This is a genomic window from Mycobacterium sp. 852002-51152_SCH6134967, from assembly GCF_001667105.1.
Taxonomy (GTDB): domain Bacteria; phylum Actinomycetota; class Actinomycetes; order Mycobacteriales; family Mycobacteriaceae; genus Mycobacterium; species Mycobacterium neumannii_A.
The window spans coordinates 64192-82696 of the sequence record NZ_LZIK01000026.1; the positions used below are offsets into that span (position 1 = coordinate 64192).

The window sequence follows — 18505 nt, forward strand, 5'->3', positions numbered from 1 at the left end:
TCACCTCGTCAGGATCGTCGCGGCGGCGGTTCCGGGTGCGCCGTAAAGCTGCGCGAAGCCGACCTTCGGCTCGCCGGGCACCTGGCGGTCGCCGGCTTCGCCGCGCAATTGGCGGACCAATTCGTGGATCTGGCGCAGGCCCGATGCGCCGATCGGCTCACCGTTGGCGATCAGCCCGCCGTCGGTGTTGATGGGCAGCGGCCCGGTGATCTCGGTGGCCCCGTCGGCCAACAGCTTCTCCTGGTCGCCGTCGGCGCAGAAGCCGCATTCGGCCATGTGAATGATCTCGGCGCCGGCGTCGGTGTCCTGCAACTGGATGACGTCGACGTCCTGCGGTGCCACACCGGCCTTTTCGAACGCGGCTTTCGCGGCGTAGACGGTGGGTGCGACGTCCTCTTCGACGGGTGCGAACGTGGTGTTCACCTCGTAGGCGCCGTATTTGCGCGTCCGGACCTCGACCGCCCGCAGATACACGGGTTTGGTGGTGTAGCGCTCGGCGATGTCGGCACGACACATCACGACGGCGGCCGCTCCTTCGTCGGGAGCGCAGAACATGTACTGCGTGAGCGGATAATTCAGCATCGTCGAGCTGAGGATCTGGTCCTCCGGGATGGGTTTGCGCCGGAACGCATTGGGGTTGCGCGCGCCGTTGCGAAAATTCTTGGCCGCCACCTTGGCCAGTGTCTGCTGGGAGATGCCGTGCTCGTGCAGATAGCGGTTGGCCTTCATTCCGAAGAACTGCGTAGTCAGGTACTGGCCGTTCTCGGCGTACCAGCGCGGCATCCCGACCAGGGCGGGGTCTTCGGTGAACGCACCGCGCGGGTGTTTGTCCAGCCCGATCGCGATGCCGATGTCGTAGTCGCCCAACCGGATTCCGTCGGCGCACGCCTTGGCGGCGCTGGCCGCGGTGGCGCAGGCGTTGAACACGTTGGTGAACGGGATCCCTGACAACCCGACCATGCCGACGATCGCGTCGGGGTTGGCGACGGTCCAGCTACCCCCAGTTGCGAACTGCACGTCCTTCCATTCGACACCGGCGTCGGCGACGGCGGCGAAGATCGCGTCGACGCCCATCTCCATCGCGGACTTGCCTTCGAAACGCCCGAAGGGATGCAGTCCGACACCGATGATGGCCACGTCGTGCATGCCTGATCCTCTCTGGTCAACGCCGATTCGACGTGTAACTGTAACTCTTACAGTATCGTAGTCGGCGTGGCGCCGGTCATCGAGAACAAGCCGACCTTCTGCCGGATCTGCGAGCCGTTGTGCGGAATGATCGCGACGGTCGAGGACGGTCGCCTGGTGGCGCTGCGGCCGGACAAGGAGCACCCGCTGTCGGCCGGCTTCGCATGCCAGAAGGGCATCGCGTTCACCGAGGTCGTCAACGATCCGGATCGGGTGACGCGGCCGCTGCGCCGCGGACCGTCCGGCTTCGAAGAGGTGACGTGGGACGAGGCGATGGCCGACATCGCCGACCGCCTGTCGCGAATCCTGCGTCGCCGCGGCTCCGGCGCGGTGGGCTGGTACATGGGCAATCCGGGGGCCTTCAGCTACGCGCACACCTTCGCGGCGCTGTTGTTCATGAAGGGTCTCGGCCGCCACGGGCACTACTTCACCGCGTCGTCGCAGGACACCAACAGCAGGCTCATTGCGAGCCAGCTGCTCTACGGGGTTCCCACGTCGGTACCGATTCCGGATCTGACGCGAACCGACCTGCTGGTGATGATGGGCGCCAATCCGGTTGTGTCACATGGCAGTTTCCTGACGGCGCCGCGGATCAAAGACCGCATGCACGACGTCGTCAAGCGCGGTGGGCGCGTGGTGATCGTCGACCCGCGGCGCAGCGAGACCGCGGTGGCGTTCGAATGGCTCGGCATTGTGCCGGACACCGACTCGCTGCTGCTGCTCTCGCTGCTGCACGTGATGTTCGCCGACGACCTGGTTGACGTGGCCGCGGTGAAACGCAAGGCCGACGGCGTGGACTGGCTGCGCGACCTGTGCAGGCCCTTCACCCCGGAGTCGACGTCAGCGCGAACCGGGATCGACGCGGACAGCGTGCGGGGCTTGGCGCGCGACCTGGTCACCACACCGCGCGCGGCGGTCTACGGCAGGCTCGGCACCTGCGTCGGCAGCCACGGCACGCTGACCACGTACCTGATCGACGCGGTGAACCTGGTGGCAGGCAATCTCGACGTGCCGGGCGGTTCGGTGTTCAGCTCCATGCACACCGTCGGCCAGAAGTGGCAGAACGTCGCGATGGGCGCCCTGATGCGTCGGTCCTACCGGCGGAAGCGCTCGCGGGTCGGCGCGATCCCGCGCGCGATCGGTTCGGAGCCTGCCGCGCTCATGGCCAAGGAGATCACGACACCGGGTGAGCGCCAGATCCGGGCGATGTTCGTTTCGGCAGGCAATCCCGTGCTGTCGGTGCCCAACGGTGAGGAACTCGAGGCGGCGTTCGGTGAGCTGGAGCTGTCGGTCGCACTCGACTTCTACGTCACCGAGACGAGCGCGCAGTGCGACTACATCTTGCCGGTCACGACGATGTACGAGCGCGACGACTTCCCGTACACGTTCCAAGGTTTCCAGGCCACGCCGTTTCGCCAAGCGACCGAGGCCGTGCTGGCCCCGGTGGGCGACGCCCGCGGAGAGTGGGACATCGTCGAGGAGCTGGCTCGGCGGCTGGCGCGTCGAGTACCCGCGTTCGCAGCGTTCTCGGGTGTGCGAAAACTCGGGCGGCTGTTGGGTTTTGAAACGTCGCCGCGGGCGATGATCGACGCCCTGGTGCGGATGTCGGAGGGCGGCGACAGGTTCGGTCTGCGCCGCGGCGGGCTGTCGCTGCGCCGGCTGACCGAGCAGCATCCGCACGGCGTCGTGGTCGCACCGCACATCCGCACGGGTGTGCTGCGCGAGGCTGTCGGCTACCTGTCGCGGCGGGTTCGGCTGGCCCATCCGGGGATTGCCGCCGAGACCGACAAGTTGTCGCGGCGGGCGCTGCCCGACGGCTACCCGCTGCGGATGATCGGGTTGCGCGAGCCGCGCTCGGAGAACTCGTGGATGCACAACTCACCGCTGTTGATGCGGGGTGACCGTCGCCAGCATGCGCTGATGCATGTCGACGACGCGGCCGAGAAGTCCATCGTCGACGGCGACGAGGTGCGGATCGCCTCACCCTACGGCGCCATCACCGTGCCGGTGCTGACGACGAAGGACCTCGTGCCCGGGGTCGTCGCGGTGCCACACGGCTGGGGCCACAAGGGAACCGGGAGCTGGCGCCTGGCCAACCGGGCCGGCGGCGCGAACGTCAACCAGCTGACGTCCAGCGACCCCGCCGATGTCGAGGCGCTGTCCGGGATGGCGTGGCTGACCGGGGTGCCGATTCGGGTGTCGCGGGCCTCGTAGCTGCCGCGAGCGACCGCGCAATGCACACGTGCGACGGCGTGTCGGCGGGCAAACACGGTCGCTCGCGGTAGTGAAGCTCGCGCAACAGGGAAGCTCAGGCGATCGCGCCCTTTTCCTTCAGCGCTTCGATGCGGTCCCAGTCCATGCCGATATCCATCAGCACCAGCTCGGTGTGCTCGCTGGCCTGCGGTGCGCGCGTCGTCTCCAGCGGCTCGTGGTTGAACTGCACCGGGCCGCGGACGACCTTGAAGGGCTCGCCCCCGTCGGCCGCCTCGACCTCGACGACCATGTCGTTGGCGAGGGCCTGCTCGTCGGTGGTCAGATCAAGGAAGCTCTGGAACGGCGCCCACTGGCCCTTCATGGTCTTCAGCCGTTGACGCCAGTACTCGAACGGTTTGCTGCGGATCTTCTCGCGAATCAATTCGACTGCGGCCGCGGCGTTCTCGATCAACGGCATCACGTCGCCGAAGCGAGGATCGTCGGCGAGTTCGGGCAGTTCCAGATGCTCGAACGCGTCGCGGATGTAACCGGTCGGGCTGACGATGCAGAGGTTGATCGTGCCGCCGTCGGAGGTCAGATAGTTGGCCATGAACGGATTCACGCTCGGGCCCGCGGCATCCGGCATCAGCGAGCGCATGGTCTCGCCGGTCTCCATACCCTGCGTCACGCTGGCCCCGCCGGCCCACCACGCCGTGCTCAGCAGCGAAACGTCGAGCTCGACCGCCTCGCCGGTACGCATCCGGTGAAAAAGCGCGGCCGAGATCCCACCCGCGATGTTCATCCCGCCAATCGAGTCGCCGAACGCCGGGATGCCCTGCGACAGCGCACCGCCGATCTCCTCGGGGGTCAAGGCGTGGCCGACGCCGCTGCGGGTCCAGAAGGCGGTGCCGTCGAAACCACCGGCGTCGCGCTCGGGCCCCTTGTCGCCGTATGCGCTGCCGCGCGCGTAGATGATGTCAGGGTTTGCGGCGCGAATGTGCTCGACGTCGAACTTGTTCTTCTGCCGTTGCGCGGGAAGGTAATTGGTGAGGAAGACGTCCGAGGTCTTGGCGATCTCGTAGAGCACCTCCTGACCCTCGGGCGTCGACACGTCGATGCCGACACTGCGCTTACCGCGGTTGGGGTGTTCGATCAGTGGATGGCGGTTGGGGTCGAGTTGGAATCCGCCCATGTTGATGAAGCCGCGTTGGGTGTCGCCGCGCACCGGGTGTTCGACCTTGATGACGTCGGCGCCCCAGTCGGCGAGAATCGCCCCCGCTGCGGGAACGAACGTGAACTGTGCGACCTCGAGGACGCGCACGCCCTCCATGACCTTGACCAAAATCGGCTCCTCGTACCCGGCGCTCCGGCTGTTGTATAAACTTACTGTAAGCATTACAGTTAGTCGTCCCGCAATGAGAGTCTACGAGGTAGCCGCTTGAGCTCCGCCAGGAATCCAGAGGAACGGACCGAGACCAGCATCGACGTCGGCAAGCGAGCGGCGGGTCGCGCCGAATCGCGGATGCTCATCGACGGACAACTTGTGCAGGCCGCCTCCGGCGCACAGTTCGACAACCTGAGCCCGGCCACCGGCCGACTGCTAGGCAGCACGGCCGCCGCCGAGGCCGAGGACATGGACCGCGCGATTGCGGCCGCCCGCCGTGCCTTCGATGAGACCGACTGGGCCACCAATCGACGCCTGCGCGCGCATTGCCTCGACCAGTTGCAGGCCGCTATCGAAGCCGAGCAGGAGGAGCTTCGTGAAGAGCTGATCGCCGAGGTCGGCGCTCCGGTGATGACAACCCGGTCCGCACAACTGGATTGGCCATTGGCCGACGGCTTGCGGTACCCCGCGCGGCTGATGCTCGACTTCGGATGGGAGCGAACGCTCGACGGAGGCGGGCTGTTCGGCGAGCGCAACGTGCGTACGGTGATCAAGGAACCGGTCGGCGTCGTCGCCGCGATCACCCCGTCCAACTTCCCGATCGAGGTGATCCTCAACAAGCTCGGGCCCGCGCTCGCCACCGGAAACACCGTGGTGCTCAAGCCGGATCCGAACACGCCGTGGAACGCCACCCGGCTCGGCCGGCTCATCGCCGAGCACACCGACATCCCGCCCGGTGTCGTCAACGTGGTGCCCACACCGTCCAACGATGTCGCCGCGCTGCTCGGCGCCGACCCCCGCGTCGACATGATCTCGTTCACCGGCTCGACAGACGTCGGCAAGCGCTTGATGCGGCAGGGCGCCGACACGATGAAGCGGATGTTTCTGGAACTGGGCGGCAAGTCCGTGTCGATCATGCTCGACGACGCCCCGCCCGCGGCGATTGTCGGGTCGGCGGTGGGAGTGTGCGTGCATGCGGGTCAGGCCTGTGCGGCCACGACGCGCATGCTGGTGCACCGGTCGCGCTACGACGAGGCCGTCGCCACGGTCACCGCCGCCTATCAGGGTGTGCCGGTAGGCGATCCGGTCCAGCCCGACACGTTGGTGGGACCGGTGATCAGCGCCGCGCAGAAGAAGCGGGTCCTCGACGCGATCGAGCAGGCCCGTGCGGACGGTGCCGAGATCGCCGCGGGCGGCGGGCCCGTCGCAAACCTCCCCGACCATCTGGCGGACGGCCATTACGTGGCGCCGACGGTGATCGCCGGCGTCGGCAACGATGCGGCGATCGCGCAGCAGGAAGTATTCGGTCCGGTGCTGGTGGTGCTGCCGTTCGATGACGACGACGAGGCGGTGCGGATCGCCAACGACAGCGCATACGGGTTGGCGGGCGCGGTTTCGTCGCGCTCACTGGAGCGCGGGATGGCGATCGCCCGTCGCATCCGCACCGGTTCGTTCGGCGTGAACGGAGGCATGTTCTACGGGGCCGATGCGCCGTTCGGCGGGTTCAAGAGCAGCGGTGTCGGAAGACAATGCGGCGTCGAAGGTTTCGAACAGTACCTGGAGTCCAAGACGGTCGCCTACCGCGCGTCCAAGAGCGGTGCTACGCCGCCGCGATGATCGCCTCGGCATGGTCGAGGATGCTGTCGAGGATGTAGCCGAAGTCGACGGCGTCGGCGAACCCGATGTAGCGGCCGCCGTCGGCGCGCTGGGCGGGAAAGCCCTCCGTCCGTTCCTGCAGACGCTCGAGAACCACCGAACCCCGGATGTGCACCGAGATCGCGCCATACGTCTCGGCGGCCTGGTCGACCGTGAGCCCCGCTTCGACCAGCGCCCCGATCGGCTGCCCCAGTTTCTGCAGCGCACCGTGCATCGCACGGTGTCCGAACTGCCCGCGGATCAGCACCAGATCGCAGAGGATGGGGTCCGCACGGAACCGCTTACGCATGGTCAAGGCGTGGTCGCGCAACGACTCTCGCCAGTTCGACGCCGAGATGGTCGGCACCGTGAACTCGAACCGCTCCAGCGCCCGGTCGGTCATCGCGTCGAGTAGATCGTCCTTGCGGCGGAAGTACCAGTAGATGCTGGTGACGCCGACGCCTAGGTGCTTGGCGAGTTGCGGCATGCTCAGGTTCTCGATCGAGACCTCTTGTGCGACCTGCAGTGCGCCCTCGAGGATCTCATCGGCACTGATCGAGCCGCGGTCACGGCGCTGGCGGGTACGGCCGCCCGCGGCTTTGGCCACCGATCAGCCGGCCGGATCGAACGTCACGGGCAACGCCGTTGGTGAGCGGAAGGGTTGGCCGGCGATGTGGGGGTTGTCGTCGGTGACGAGTTCGATGTTGGTCAGCCGGTCCAGTAGGGATTCCATCGCGACCCGGGTCTCCATGCGCGCTAGATGCAGTCCCATACAGGTGTGCTCGCCCGCTGCGAAGGAGATGTGTGGTGTCCGCTTGCGGAAGATGTCGAACTCCTCGGAGCGTTCCCACCGGTTTTCGTCGCGGTTGGCCGATCCGATGCATACGTCGATCACCGAACCCTCGGGGATGGTGACACCGCCGAGTTCGGTTTCCTCGGTCGCGTAGCGCTGCACGGTGGTCAACGGCGTCTCGAACCGCAGGCCTTCTTCGATGGCCGGCGAGATGAGCTCCCGGTCGGCCTGTACTGCTGAGAACTGCTCAGGGTGGGTGAGCAACAGGTACAGCAGGTTTCCCGACGACCGGTAAGTGGTCTCCAACCCCGCGGGCAGCAGGAGCCGCAGGAACGAGTAGATGGACTCGTCGCTGAGCTTCTCGCCGTCGATCTCGGCGGTGACCAGATCGCCGATAATGTCCTCGGTCGGCTTGGACCTGCGCTTGTCGATCTGCGCCAGGAAGTAGTCCTTCAGCGCGGCGGACGCCTCGAATGCGCGCTTGTACCGGACGTGGTAGCTGATCAATTCGACGGCCCGCTTGCGGAACCACGGCAGGTCCTCCTCGGGCAGGCCGAGCAGCTTGGAGATGACGCGGGTCGGGAACTCGAATGTGAATTCCCGAACCAGGTCTGCGCTCCCGTGGTCGATGAACTCGTCGATCAGCGCGGTGACAACCGGGCGCACGACCTCGGGTTCCCAGCGCGCCAACGACTTCGACTTGAACGCCGAGGACACCAGGTTGCGGTGGTCCCAGTGCTTCTTGCCCTCCATCGCCAGGATGGTCGGCCCGATGAACAGGCCGATGGTGTTGTCGTAGATGTGTGAGTTGAACACCTTGCCGTCGCGGAAGACCCGGTTGACCGCGTCGAAAGACACGGCCGCATAGAGGTTTTCCGGCATCGCCTCCGGCGCCTGGGACCAGTCCATGACGCTGCCGCGAAACACGCCGCTGGTTTCCCGCCGCTTCTGCGCGAACATCGGGTAGGGGTCTCGCAGCAGGTCGAAGGTTTCGTCGACCGTGACGTCCTGCACGGGGCTATCCACGAATGATCTCCCTCGTCTGGTCCGGACACGTAACGAGCATGGGTACTGTAAAGCTTACAGTATAGGGCTACGTGACGATAGGTGCAGGCTGGGGAAGTTGCACCGGTGCGCCCGCGAGCATCGAGTTGACGAAGCCGGCGTCGACCTGCAGATCCTGGCCGGTGATCCACCGCGCCTGCGGGGACCCGAGGAACGAGATCACCGGCACGATGTCGTCGACCGATGCATGGCGCCCGACGGTCGCCTTGCACATGTCCAAGACCTCTTTGCCCATGGTCTGTTCGAAGTCGGTGAGGATAGGAGTCTCGACCGGGCCGGGGCTCACGGTGTTGACCCGCACGCCGTACGTCGTCCATGCCGGGCCCGCAAGTCGTTTGGCGTACAGGATCGCCGCCTGCTTGGACGTGCTGTACACCGGGTAGTCCGGATCCTGCTCGGCCTGCCAGCGCTCGACGGCGTCGGCGTCGCTGAGTCCGAGCAGGCCGTTCAGGGTGTCGATGCGCTGGTCCCATCCGAGCGCGGCGGTGGAGGCGACCGCGACGATCGACCCGCCTCGGCGCATGCGGGGGAGCATTCCCTCGACGACCAGTCGCATGCCGAGGTAGTTGACCTTGAGCACGTCGGCAGCCGGCGCGGTGCCGGGGACGCCCGCGACGTGTGCCAGCATGTCCCAGCCGGACCCGATCGAGTCGATCAGACCCCGGATGTCTGCCGGATCGCGCAGATCGCAGCGGGCGGACTCGGAGGCGGGCGTGCAGTGGTCGCGGACGTCGACGGCGAGGACGTGATCGCCGCGCTCGTGCAAGTGCGTCGCGAGAGCTGCCCCGATGCCCGACCCCGCGCCGACTACGACGACTTTGCGCTTCTCCGTCATCTCATCCGTTCCCTTCGCGGCCGAGTGGTGTCGGCGTACCATTCGAACGGCCGACTGTAAGCACGACAGTAAACAATTCGGGTGCGGCAGACAATCACTTGCGGAGATGGTGGTGCGATGAGCGAGAGCACAATTCAGGTCAGCGCGGCCCAAAGCGCCCGCGGGAGGCGATGTCAGCCGTTCTCGAACGCCAACGGAGCGCATTCCTGACCGACGGCCCGCCGAGTGCTGCCGAACGGCGCCATCGCATCGACCGGTTGCTGTCGCTGGTGCTGCGACTACATCAACCGGCGGCCCTCACCTCTGGTCGCATACTGGTACGGACCCGACAACGCCGAGTTTCGGCGCTTCGTACGCGGCACCCGCAGCGGCGGCGTGGCGCGCAATGACTTCGCCGCGCAGATGATTCCGTCGGCGGCACCGTTCGGGGGAGTGGGGCGCAGCGGGACGGGCGCCTACCACGGCAAGGCGGGGTTCGACGCGTTCAGTCACCACCGCACGGTCGTCGGCACCGACCTGCCGTTCACCATCACCGGACGCGCCGCGCCGCCGTTCACACCGTCGATGCGGGCGACGACCGCGCTCGGACTGCGTCTGGCGCGCAACCGGACCAGGCGTCGGCTCAGGCGTTCGCGCTGATCGCCTGCTCCCGGGCCCACCGGTAGTCGGCCTTGCCCGCGGGACTGCGTTCGATCACCGGCCGGAACACCACGGCTTTCGGAAGCTTGTAGCGCGCAATGGAATTCGCGGCATGGTCGATGAGTTCCTGGGCGTCGGCGCTGGCACCCTCGCTGAGCGCGACGACCGCGACCACTTCCTGGCCCCACCGGTCGCTGGGCCGGCCCGCCACCACGACGTCTGCGACCGCGGGATGTGACAGCAGCGCGGTCTCGACCTCTTCGGCGAAGATCTTCTCGCCGCCGGAGTTGATGGTGACCGAATCGCGGCCCAACAGTTCGATCGACCCGTCGGCCTGATGGCGGGCACGGTCGCCCGGAATCGAGTAGCGCACACCGTCGATCACCGGGAAGGTCTTGGCGGTCTTGTCCGCATCGCCCTTGTATCCCAACGGCACATAACCCCGCTGCGCCAACCATCCGATGCCGTCGTGGCCGGGTTCGAGGATCGCGGTGAAGTCCTCGGACGCGACGAAAGTATCGGGACCCGCGTTGAACTGGCCGGTCGACACCGCACCGGGGGCCGACATGTGGTTCATCTGGATGCCGGTCTCCGAGGACCCCACACCGTCCATGACGATGAGGCCGGGTTTGACGTCGATGAGCCGTTGTTTGGCGGTCGGGGTGAGCAGCGCTCCGCCGTTGGCCACCACGGCCAGCGACGACAGGTCGGCCGAACTGCGCTCGATCGCGTCGGCGAGCGGACGTGCCACCGCATCGCCGACCACCTGCACCACGAGGACTTTCTCCCGCTCGATCGTCTGCACCACCTCGTCGACGTCGAGGCTGGCGGGATTCGCGGTGAACACGATGGTCTGGCCCGTCGTCATCGCGGTCATCGCCGCCCACTGGGCGGCGCCGTGCATGAGTGGCGGCAGGGTGAGGATCTTGGTGCCGGGGCCTTCGGTGACCCGCTTGGCGATGTCGTCGAGTGAGGTGATGAGCTCGCCGGTGGCCATGTTGCGGCCCCCGAACGAGGTCATGAAGATGTCGTGCTGACGCCACAGCACACCCTTCGGCATGCCCGTCGTGCCGCCGGTGTAGAGCACGTAGAGGTCGTCGGGAGAGGCTTCGATGGGCGGCAGCACCGCGGTGCCCGAGCCGACGATCGACTCATAGTCGACTGCGCCGTCGAGCAGATCGTTGCCCGACTCGTCGGCGATCTGGATGAGCACCCGAAGGTTCGGCAGACCCGGGAGGACCTCGGCGACGCGCGGCGCGAACGTCGCGTGATACAGCAGCGCACTGGCGCCGGAATCGTTGAGCAGATACTGCAATTCGTTCTTGACGTAGCGGTAGTTGACGTTGAACGGTGCGACCCGGGCCCGCCACGAGCCGAGCATGCCTTCGATGTACTCGGGGCCGTTGTAGGCGTAGATGCCCAGCAGGTCCTGGCCCACCTCGTGGCCGGCGAGCTCGGAACGCTCGACATGGCAACCGAGCCCGCGGCTGTGCAGGAACGCGGCCAGGCGGTTGGCCCGCTCGACGACCTGGGCGTAGGTGTATCGGCGATCGCCTTGGACGATGAACTCTCGGTCGCCGATCACGGCGGCGACGGTGTCGGCGGCGGCCGGGACGGTGAACTGTGTGGTCACAGACATCGCGCCTTTCAAGGCTGGTGGGCAAGCAGTTTGATCATCAGACCGTTGGCCTCGGATAGTACGTTGCCGTCCGCGTCCGTCATCGCCGCCCTCACGAACAGTTTCCGCCCCTCGACCGAGTCGATCCATGCCCGGGCCTCGAGCGGCGCCTCGATCGGCGTCACCCGCCGGTAGTCCACATGCAGGTAGGCGGTGCGGCTGTCGGGTCGGCCCGCCGCCGACACCACCATGCCGAAATGCCAGTCATAGAACAGCGGGATGACGCCGCCGTGCACGGCGTCGTTGCCCCCGACGTGGAAACGGCTGAAGTACCCGCGCATGCTGACCTCGTCCGGTCCGGACGTCGCGACCTGCCACGGCGGCATCAACGGATGGCCGTTACCGGGCAGGTTGGGCGCCCGGCCCGCGGGGGCGACGCCAGCGGGAGCCTGGTGTGCTTCGAGGCGTTCGCACATGTCCTCGAGCAGTGCGGCCGAGTCGTTCCACAGCGCGGCGTCGGGATCGGTGGAGACCGTGATGTTCTGCAGTCGACGCAGCGCCGAGATGAACCGGCCCATCTCCGGAGTACCTAGAGTCGGCTTCACCCTGGCGAATTCGCGGATGTGGTCCTCAGTGTCGGTCACTGCTCGGCTACCGCGGGCTTCATACCGTTGCGGGGACGTCGTAGAACTGTGTCGCCCACTTCCGCAGCGCCATATACGGTTTCGCGTCCGTGCGGGACAGGGCGGGGTTTTCGATGTATTCCTGGTAACGCCAGATGTTCAGGTCGTCCCATACCGTCCCCATGAACTGGCGCTCGACCTTGCGGCGCACCTCCTCGGGCGGGATGTCGGAGGTGTCACCGGGCAGTCGCGGCCACCAGATCGAATAGAACATGTCCGAGTAGCCGTCCTCGACCGGGGTGCACGCGAAGATCAGCCGGTGGTTCGACGAGCCCTCGAACGCGCTGATCGCGAATCCGAGACCGGACAGGTGGCTGTGGATGTAGAGCGCCATCTTGTCCGGGTCGTCGCTGGAGGTGTCGGGCCACCCGGTCAGGAACCGCCACTCCTCGTCGACGATCTCCCAGTTGAGGCACTTGGGGGTAACGGTCGCGTGATGCACGTAGTGGAAGTGTGCGCTGTCTGGGCCGTTTTCGGCGACGATCTGCGGATGCACCGGCTCGCGTTCCGCGCGGCTCGAAAACTCCGGGTACGGGCGGTAATACGCGTCTTCGTCGATCGGGAACTGCGGAAACTTTTTGAACAGGTCCGGCAGTTCCCACCGCGGCGGCTCGCCTTCGGGGTGATGCCAGGCGAACACGCAGCCGTACTGCTCGCGCACCGGAAAGACGCGTAGGCGCAGCGCCTTGTTGGGCCGGTCGGGCTGGTAGGGGATGTAGCGGTTGGTGCCGTCCGGGCCCCATCGCCAGCCGTGGAAGGGGCATTCGACGCAATCGCCGACGACCTTGCCGCCGTGGCCGATGTGCGCGCCGAGATGCCGGCAGTGCGCAGATAGGACGTGCAGTTCGCCCGCCTCGTCGCGGTAGGCGACCAGGTCTTCGCCGAAGTACCGCAGCGGCCGCGTCTCACCTGCGGGGAACTCCGCGGACCAGCCGATCATGAACCAGCCGGTGACCTTCCAGGTGAACGGTACTTTCATCCCGCGTCGCCTCCCATGTCCGCGTAGTAATGGAAGAGCTTACAGTAGCGGTTTCAGGAGCAGCGACGATCCGGCGGGGTTCCCCGAAATCGGCCTGCGGTCCGGCGCAATACTGTAATAGTTACAGTATCTCCACTTCTTGACGTGAGGGCCCAACCTGTGAAGACATCCGATTCCACCCGGTTCGACGCGATCATCGTCGGGGCCGGGTTCTCCGGGCTGTACGCGCTGCATCGACTGCGCGAGCAGGGGTTGCGCACCGTCATCTTGGAGAAGGCCGAAAACGTCGGGGGCACATGGCTGTTCAACCGGTATCCCGGTGCGCGCTGTGACATCGAGAGCATCGAGTACTCCTACAGCTTCTCCGAGGAGATCGAGCAGGAGTGGGTGTGGACCGAGACGATGCCGCGCCAGCCCGAGATCGAGGCCTACTTGAACTTCGTCGCCGACCGACTCGATCTCCGCCGCGACATCCGATTCCACACCGAGGTCACCGCGATGACCTTCGACGAGGCCGCCTCCGAGTGGGAGGTGCGGACCGCGGACGGGCAGGCGTTTGTCGCGCCGTTCGTCGTGGCGGCGACGGGGATCCTATCGGTGCCGAAGGAACTGGAGATTCCCGGCATGGGTGCCTTCGAGGGGGTTTCGCTGTTCACGAGTCGGTGGCCGAAGCCCGACGTGGACTTGGCCGGCAAGCGGGTCGGCGTGATCGGGACGGGTTCGACCGGCGTACAGCTGATCCCGGTCGTGGCTGAACAGGCCGGCCACCTCACCGTGTTCCAGCGATCGCCGGCCTACACGCTGCCGTGGGAGGTCCGCCCGTTCGACGACGGCGAGCTCGACGAGCTGAAGGCGAACTACGCCCAGATCCGCGCGGCGCAACGAGAACACGCGGTGGGTGCGGCCCGGCTAAGTGCGTTCTCGGTGATGTTCGAGATGATGACCAAACCGCCGCTGAAGTCCGCGTCGCGCGACGAACAACTGCGCGCCGTCGAGGAGGGCGGCATCATCGGTGCGCTCAGCTGGGGCGACGTGTTCTTCGACATCGAAGCCAACCAGATGGCGGCCAAGCTCTACGGCGAGGCGGTGGCGCGCATCGTCAAGAATCCCGAGACCGCCGCGGCGCTGACCCCGTCGCACCCGTTCGGGTGTAAGCGCCCGATCATCGACCAGGGCTATTACGAGACGTTCAACCGCGACAATGTGACGCTGGTCGACCTGCGCAAGGGTCCGATCTTGGAGGTCACCCCGACGGGCATCCGCACGGAACAGGCCGACCACGAGCTTGACGTGATCATCTACGCCACCGGCTTCGACGCGATGACCGGGGCGATGACGCGGATCGCGGTGACCGGGCGCGACGCGCTGTCCCTCGGTGATTTCTGGACGACCGAGGGGCCGTACGCATACCTGGGGATCGCGGTGGCGGGCTTCCCCAACCTGTTCATCATCCAGGCGCCCGGGAGCCCCGCCCCGGCAAGCAATTTCGTGACCGCGCTCGAACAGCACGTCGAGTGGATCGGCGACTGCATTGGGTACCTGAGAGCCAACGGGTATCGCAGCATCGAAGCATTGCCGGACGCGCAACGCGAGTGGATCGAACACGCGACATCGCTGGTGGCGCCGACGGTGCTCGACCATCCGTCGTGCAACTCCTGGTACAACGGCGGCAACGTACCGGGCAAGAAGCGGATGTACATGGGCTACACCGCGGGCATTCCGGAGTACCGGCGTCGCTGCGACGAGGTCGCCGATGCCGGTTACACCGGGTTCAAGCTGGCATGAGGCCGGCCGAACGCGCATACCGCATCGGGCGAGACTTCGCCGGTGTCGTGCCGCGAGCCCACGCCGCGGTGGCTGCGCCCGGCGACTGGAGGCCGCTGTCGCGCAGCGGTGCCCGGCAGCTCGGTGAGGTCATGCTCGACGAACTGGCGCTGACCGGAATGACGCTGACCGCACCTCCACCGCGCCTGGAGCGCACGGTCGAGTCCTGCGCGGCCGCTGCAGAGGAACTGGCCGGCTTGGGCATGGGGGGCGTGCACGTCGAGCCGGATGAACTGCGGCCCAGAATGATCCGGCAGCGCCGGTTCGGCCGATCCCGATACGAACAACTGACCTTCGAGCACGACCCGCAGCTGCCATCATCGCTGCAAGGGTTCGGCGGCCCCGCGACGGCGGTGGTCCATCTGTGCCGCAGCGGCGACGAGACCCGGCCGTGGTTGGTGTGGGTGCACGGGGCCGGCCAAGGGCTGCCTATCGATCTGGTGTTCTCGCGAGCCCGGCGACTGCAGGAGCAGCTCGGCTACAACATCGCTTTGCCGGTGCAGCCCGGATGCGGCGTCCGGCGTGACCGGTGGCCGACCTATCCGAACATGGACCCGCTGAACAACCTGGCGGGCATGATCCGCGTGGTGTCGGAGGTGCGGGCGGTGCTCGGCTGGCTGCGGCCGCAGGCGAGCACCCTTGTGGTGTCGGGGGTTTCGATGGGCAGCCCCGTGGCGGGCCTGGTCTCACACCTCGAAGACGTCGACGCCGTCGCGGTCTACACGCCGATCTTCGGGCTGAACGCGATGATCGCCGCACACCTGGGGCGGTGGGGACCGTCGGTGCGCGACACGGTCGACCTGTTGCGGTCAGAGCCCGTCGAGCGCGTGATGTCGGTCGTGGACTACCAGGCCGTGGAGCCCACGGCTCCGCCGGAGCGTCGGCTCATCGTCGGGGCGTGGCACGACCAGATGGCGCGACGGGAGCCGGCCGAGCGACTGCACGAGCGGTGGGGCGGCGAACTGTACTGGCACCGGGGCAGCCACGTCGGCCACCTGTTCGCGGGCGGTGTGCAGCGGGCGTCGGAACGCTTCCTTAGGGCGGTCAGCGGAAGCGGGGCGCGATGACGGCGAGTACGGCCGCCGCGGTGCCCGGTGGAATCGACGAGATCGACGCCGCGTGGTTGACCGAAGCGCTCCGTACCGACGCGGGGCTGGACGGCGCGACGGTCGACGAGATCCGCGCCGAGCAGATCGCGATGGACAGCGGCTTCTCGTCACTGCTGTACCGGCTGCACCTGACCGGCACCGCGGTGCCGTCCACATTGATCGCCAAGCTTCCCGCGGTGTCGGAGGCGCGCGGCGCGATGGAGCTGCTGGGCGGCTACCGGCGCGAGGTGTCCTTCTACCGTGACGTCGCCGGGCGGGCGCCGATGGACACACCGCGGGTGTACACCGCCCGGATGGCCGATGACGGCGTCGATTTCGTGCTGCTGCTCGAAGACCTCTCAGCGTGGGACAACGCCGATCACCTGGCGGGGCTGACGATGGACCGGGCCCGCACCTGCATCGGAGAACTGGCCGGCCTGCATGCGTGGTCGGGCGAACCGGCTGTGCTCGAGCAGTTTCCGAGCATCGACACCCCCATCGCGAGGGACCTGCTGCTGCCGGCGTTCGGGCCGGGATGGGAGATCTACCGGGCGCAGACCGCGGTGCGAGTCCCGCCCGGTGTGGCGGCGTTCGCGGAACGCTTCGCCGAACGCGCGGTCACGGCGCTGCCCGTGCTCGCCGAACGGGACATGGTGCTGCACGGCGATATCCGGGCCGACAACCTCTTCTTCTCCGGCGACGGGATGAAGGTGGTCGACTTCCAGTTCACCGCCCGCGGCGCGGGCGCGGCCGACATCGCGTACCTCGTCACCCAGGGCCTGCCGACCGACGTCCGGGAAGGCCACGACGAGGCGCTGCTGCGTGAGTACCTCGACCACATCGCGGCGCACGGATCTGCGTACGAATTCGATGAGGCGTGGCGGCACTACCGCTTCGCCGCGGTCTATCTGATGGTGCTGCCGGTCATCACGCTCAACGGGTGGGACGCGTTGCCGGAACGGTCCCGGCGACTGTGCCTGACGCTCACCGACCGCGCCGTGGCCGCGATCGATGCCACCGACGCCCTGGAGGTGTTCTCATGAGCCGGTCCGCACGCGAGGTGGTGGAGTTGTACAACCTGGTGGCGTGGAACAAGGCGGACTTTGCACTGGCCGAGGAACTGTTGGGCGAGACGGTGATTCGCCACGAAGTGGGGGAGCCGGCGCATGTCTTGACGCACGAGCAGGCGGTGCGACGGGTGGTCGATATGTGGCAGGTCTCGGAGAGCATCCGCTTCGACCTGAACCTCGTGGTGGCGGGCGACGACGGTGAACACGTCGCGATCGTCTACCAGTCACCGATCACGATGAAGGACGGGACGCAGACCACGATCGGCAGTATGGAAGTCTTCCGGGTGGTCGACGGCAGGATCGTCGAGGTGTGGAACTGCGGTTACAAGCAAGGAGTGTGGGCGTGATCCGGCGGGCAGGAGCGAAGCGACATGGGGAAATGAGCGACGAACAAGTGCTCGACGAACTGGGCTACTACCTGTTGGCGGGCGCCGGGGGTGAGGGCCCGGCCACGTTGATGGACGAGGCCCGCCGCGGCGAAGAGCTCGGGTTCGGCACCGCGTTCATTTCCGAACGATGGAACATCAAGGAAGCGTCGTCGTTGGTGGGTGCGGCGTGCGCGGTCACGTCGCGCATGCAGATCGCCACGGCGGCAACGAATCACAACACACGTCATCCGTTGATCACCGGATCGTGGGCCACGACGATGCACCGCCTCTCGGGCGGCCGCTTCACCTTGGGCATCGGGCGCGGGGTCGCGGCGATGTACGCGGCGTTCGGCATTCCGTCGGTCACGACCGCGCAGATGGACGATTTCGCCCAGGTCATGCGTCGGCTGTGGAACGGCGAGGTGATCTTCAACCACGATGGACCGATCGGCAAGTATCAGGTGCTGTTCCTCGATCCGGACTTCCGCGAAGACATCCGGCTGGCGATCGTGGCGTTCGGCCCGCAGACGCTGGCGCTGGGCGGACGGGCGTTCGACGACGTCGTCCTGCACACCTACTTCACTCCCGAGACCCTGCAGCGCGCCGTGAAGACGGTCAAGGACGCCGCCGAGAAGGCGGGCCGCGATCCGTCGAGCGTGCGGGTGTGGTCATGCTTTGCCACGGTTGGCGACCATCTACCCGAAGAGCTGCGGTTGAAGAAGACGGTAGCCCGGCTAGCGACTTACCTGCAGGGCTACGGTGATCTCCTGGTCAGCACCAACGGCTGGGATCCCGCTGTACTGCAACGCTTCCGCGACGACAAGGTCGTACAGTCGATCCCCGGCGGTATCGACCACAAGGCGTCGGCCGAGCAGATCGAGCACATCGCGACCCTGATCCCCGACGAATGGTTGGAGCCGTCGGCCACCGGATCGGCGCGGCAGTGCGTCGAGCGCATCCGCAAGGAGTTCGACTACGGCGCCGACGCGCTGATCATGCACGGCGCGACGCCCAACGAACTGGAACCGATCGTCGCCGCCTACCGCGCGTCACTGTGAACTGCCCCATCTGCGCGAGCATTGCTCCTATGTCAAGCCGCGGCGGGCTGGGGGGTGTGGTGGCGGGTTTGTTCATCGTTTCTGAGGT

Annotated in this window: 15 protein-coding genes and 1 pseudogene; 8 read left to right on the plus strand and 8 right to left on the minus strand. The window is 66.9% G+C overall.

All coding sequences use genetic code 11. The annotated features are described in order from the left end of the window. A complete protein-coding gene (locus A5790_RS09540; RefSeq protein ID WP_066842965.1) occupies positions 1–1146 on the minus strand; it encodes a thiolase family protein in 1146 nt (381 codons plus the stop codon). A 126-nt stretch (positions 1147–1272) separates the two neighbouring features. On the opposite strand from A5790_RS09540, the gene A5790_RS09545 reads away from it, so the two are divergent. Beyond that, positions 1273–3399 carry a molybdopterin-dependent oxidoreductase gene (locus tag A5790_RS09545; protein ID WP_066843007.1) on the plus strand — a complete coding sequence of 709 codons (2127 nt, stop codon included), beginning with the start codon at positions 1273–1275 and terminating at the stop codon, positions 3397–3399. 94 nt (positions 3400–3493) lie between these two features. Here the strand turns inward: A5790_RS09545 and A5790_RS09550 are convergent, their stop codons facing one another. Then, positions 3494–4708, minus strand: a complete 1215-nt coding sequence (locus A5790_RS09550) for a CaiB/BaiF CoA-transferase family protein (protein ID WP_066842966.1) — start codon at positions 4706–4708, stop codon at positions 3494–3496. 192 nt (positions 4709–4900) lie between these two features. On the opposite strand from A5790_RS09550, the gene A5790_RS09555 reads away from it, so the two are divergent. After that, positions 4901–6379, plus strand: coding sequence for an aldehyde dehydrogenase family protein (locus A5790_RS09555; protein WP_369829780.1), 1479 nt, complete (start codon positions 4901–4903; stop codon positions 6377–6379). On the opposite strand, the gene A5790_RS09560 is transcribed toward A5790_RS09555, so the two are convergent. The 3 genes from A5790_RS09560 to A5790_RS09570 all read right to left on the minus strand — a co-directional run bounded on the left by A5790_RS09560 (position 6363) and on the right by A5790_RS09570 (position 9090). After that, positions 6363–7004: a TetR/AcrR family transcriptional regulator gene (locus A5790_RS09560; protein WP_066842970.1), complete on the minus strand. Its 642-nt coding sequence runs from the start codon at positions 7002–7004 to the stop codon at positions 6363–6365. The genes A5790_RS09555 and A5790_RS09560 overlap by 17 nt on opposite strands. 3 nt (positions 7005–7007) lie before the next feature. After that, the gene (locus A5790_RS09565; protein WP_066842974.1) at positions 7008–8216 is read right to left on the minus strand and encodes a cytochrome P450; all 1209 of its coding nucleotides are present in this window, start codon (positions 8214–8216) and stop codon (positions 7008–7010) included. Between the two features lie 67 nt (positions 8217–8283). After that, positions 8284–9090: an SDR family oxidoreductase gene (locus A5790_RS09570; protein ID WP_066843008.1), complete on the minus strand. Its 807-nt coding sequence runs from the start codon at positions 9088–9090 to the stop codon at positions 8284–8286. Between the two features lie 276 nt (positions 9091–9366). On the opposite strand from A5790_RS09570, the pseudogene A5790_RS09575 reads away from it, so the two are divergent. Beyond that, positions 9367–9729 (plus strand): annotated as a pseudogene (locus tag A5790_RS09575) (aldehyde dehydrogenase family protein); the annotation flags it as partial. Here A5790_RS09575 and A5790_RS09580 read toward each other — a convergent pair. From A5790_RS09580 to A5790_RS09590, 3 genes are read right to left on the minus strand one after another with little or no spacing between them, the layout of a single operon-like run. Beyond that, a complete protein-coding gene (locus A5790_RS09580; protein WP_066842979.1) occupies positions 9713–11368 on the minus strand; it encodes an acyl-CoA synthetase in 1656 nt (551 codons plus the stop codon). The pseudogene A5790_RS09575 and the gene A5790_RS09580 sit on opposite strands and share 17 nt — an antisense overlap. An 8-nt stretch (positions 11369–11376) precedes the next feature. Beyond that, complete coding sequence (locus A5790_RS09585) at positions 11377–11991, minus strand: PaaI family thioesterase (protein ID WP_066842981.1); 615 nt, start codon at positions 11989–11991, stop codon at positions 11377–11379. A gap of 19 nt (positions 11992–12010) precedes the next feature. After that, on the minus strand, positions 12011–13009 hold the full coding sequence (locus A5790_RS09590) for an aromatic ring-hydroxylating dioxygenase subunit alpha (RefSeq protein ID WP_066842983.1): 999 nt from the start codon (positions 13007–13009) through the stop codon (positions 12011–12013). 144 nt (positions 13010–13153) lie between these two features. On the opposite strand from A5790_RS09590, the gene A5790_RS09595 reads away from it, so the two are divergent. From A5790_RS09595 to A5790_RS09615, 5 genes are read left to right on the plus strand one after another with little or no spacing between them, the layout of a single operon-like run. Continuing rightward, positions 13154–14794 carry a flavin-containing monooxygenase gene (locus A5790_RS09595; RefSeq protein ID WP_369829779.1) on the plus strand — a complete coding sequence of 547 codons (1641 nt, stop codon included), beginning with the start codon at positions 13154–13156 and terminating at the stop codon, positions 14792–14794. Next, positions 14791–15900 carry an alpha/beta hydrolase gene (locus A5790_RS09600; RefSeq protein WP_066842988.1) on the plus strand — a complete coding sequence of 370 codons (1110 nt, stop codon included), beginning with the start codon at positions 14791–14793 and terminating at the stop codon, positions 15898–15900. The genes A5790_RS09595 and A5790_RS09600 overlap by 4 nt, the downstream gene beginning before the upstream one ends. After that, positions 15897–16964, plus strand: a complete 1068-nt coding sequence (locus tag A5790_RS09605; protein WP_066842990.1) for a phosphotransferase — start codon at positions 15897–15899, stop codon at positions 16962–16964. Before A5790_RS09600 ends, A5790_RS09605 begins: the two co-directional genes overlap by 4 nt. After that, positions 16961–17338: a nuclear transport factor 2 family protein gene (locus A5790_RS09610; RefSeq protein ID WP_064398356.1), complete on the plus strand. Its 378-nt coding sequence runs from the start codon at positions 16961–16963 to the stop codon at positions 17336–17338. The genes A5790_RS09605 and A5790_RS09610 overlap by 4 nt, the downstream gene beginning before the upstream one ends. A 32-nt stretch (positions 17339–17370) precedes the next feature. Next, positions 17371–18417, plus strand: a complete 1047-nt coding sequence (locus A5790_RS09615) for a TIGR03857 family LLM class F420-dependent oxidoreductase (RefSeq protein WP_066842992.1) — start codon at positions 17371–17373, stop codon at positions 18415–18417. Positions 18418–18505: the final 88 nt, after the last annotated feature.

Bases quoted from the DNA above. Each gene is read 5' to 3' on its own strand.
- A5790_RS09570 (WP_066843008.1), bottom strand. From the start codon at position 9,090: ATGACGGAGAAGCGCAAAGTCGTCGTAGTCGGCGCGGGGTCGGGCATC.
- A5790_RS09590 (WP_066842983.1), bottom strand. From the start codon at position 13,009: ATGAAAGTACCGTTCACCTGGAAGGTCACCGGCTGGTTCATGATCGGC.
- A5790_RS09540 (WP_066842965.1), bottom strand. From the start codon at position 1,146: ATGCACGACGTGGCCATCATCGGTGTCGGACTGCATCCCTTCGGGCGT.
- A5790_RS09555 (WP_369829780.1), top strand. From the start codon at position 4,901: ATGCTCATCGACGGACAACTTGTGCAGGCCGCCTCCGGCGCACAGTTC.
- A5790_RS09600 (WP_066842988.1), top strand. From the start codon at position 14,791: ATGAGGCCGGCCGAACGCGCATACCGCATCGGGCGAGACTTCGCCGGT.
- A5790_RS09610 (WP_064398356.1), top strand. From the start codon at position 16,961: ATGAGCCGGTCCGCACGCGAGGTGGTGGAGTTGTACAACCTGGTGGCG.
- A5790_RS09550 (WP_066842966.1), bottom strand. From the start codon at position 4,708: ATGGAGGGCGTGCGCGTCCTCGAGGTCGCACAGTTCACGTTCGTTCCC.
- A5790_RS09580 (WP_066842979.1), bottom strand. From the start codon at position 11,368: ATGTCTGTGACCACACAGTTCACCGTCCCGGCCGCCGCCGACACCGTC.
- A5790_RS09545 (WP_066843007.1), top strand. From the start codon at position 1,273: ATGATCGCGACGGTCGAGGACGGTCGCCTGGTGGCGCTGCGGCCGGAC.
- A5790_RS09615 (WP_066842992.1), top strand. From the start codon at position 17,371: ATGAGCGACGAACAAGTGCTCGACGAACTGGGCTACTACCTGTTGGCG.
- A5790_RS09605 (WP_066842990.1), top strand. From the start codon at position 15,897: ATGACGGCGAGTACGGCCGCCGCGGTGCCCGGTGGAATCGACGAGATC.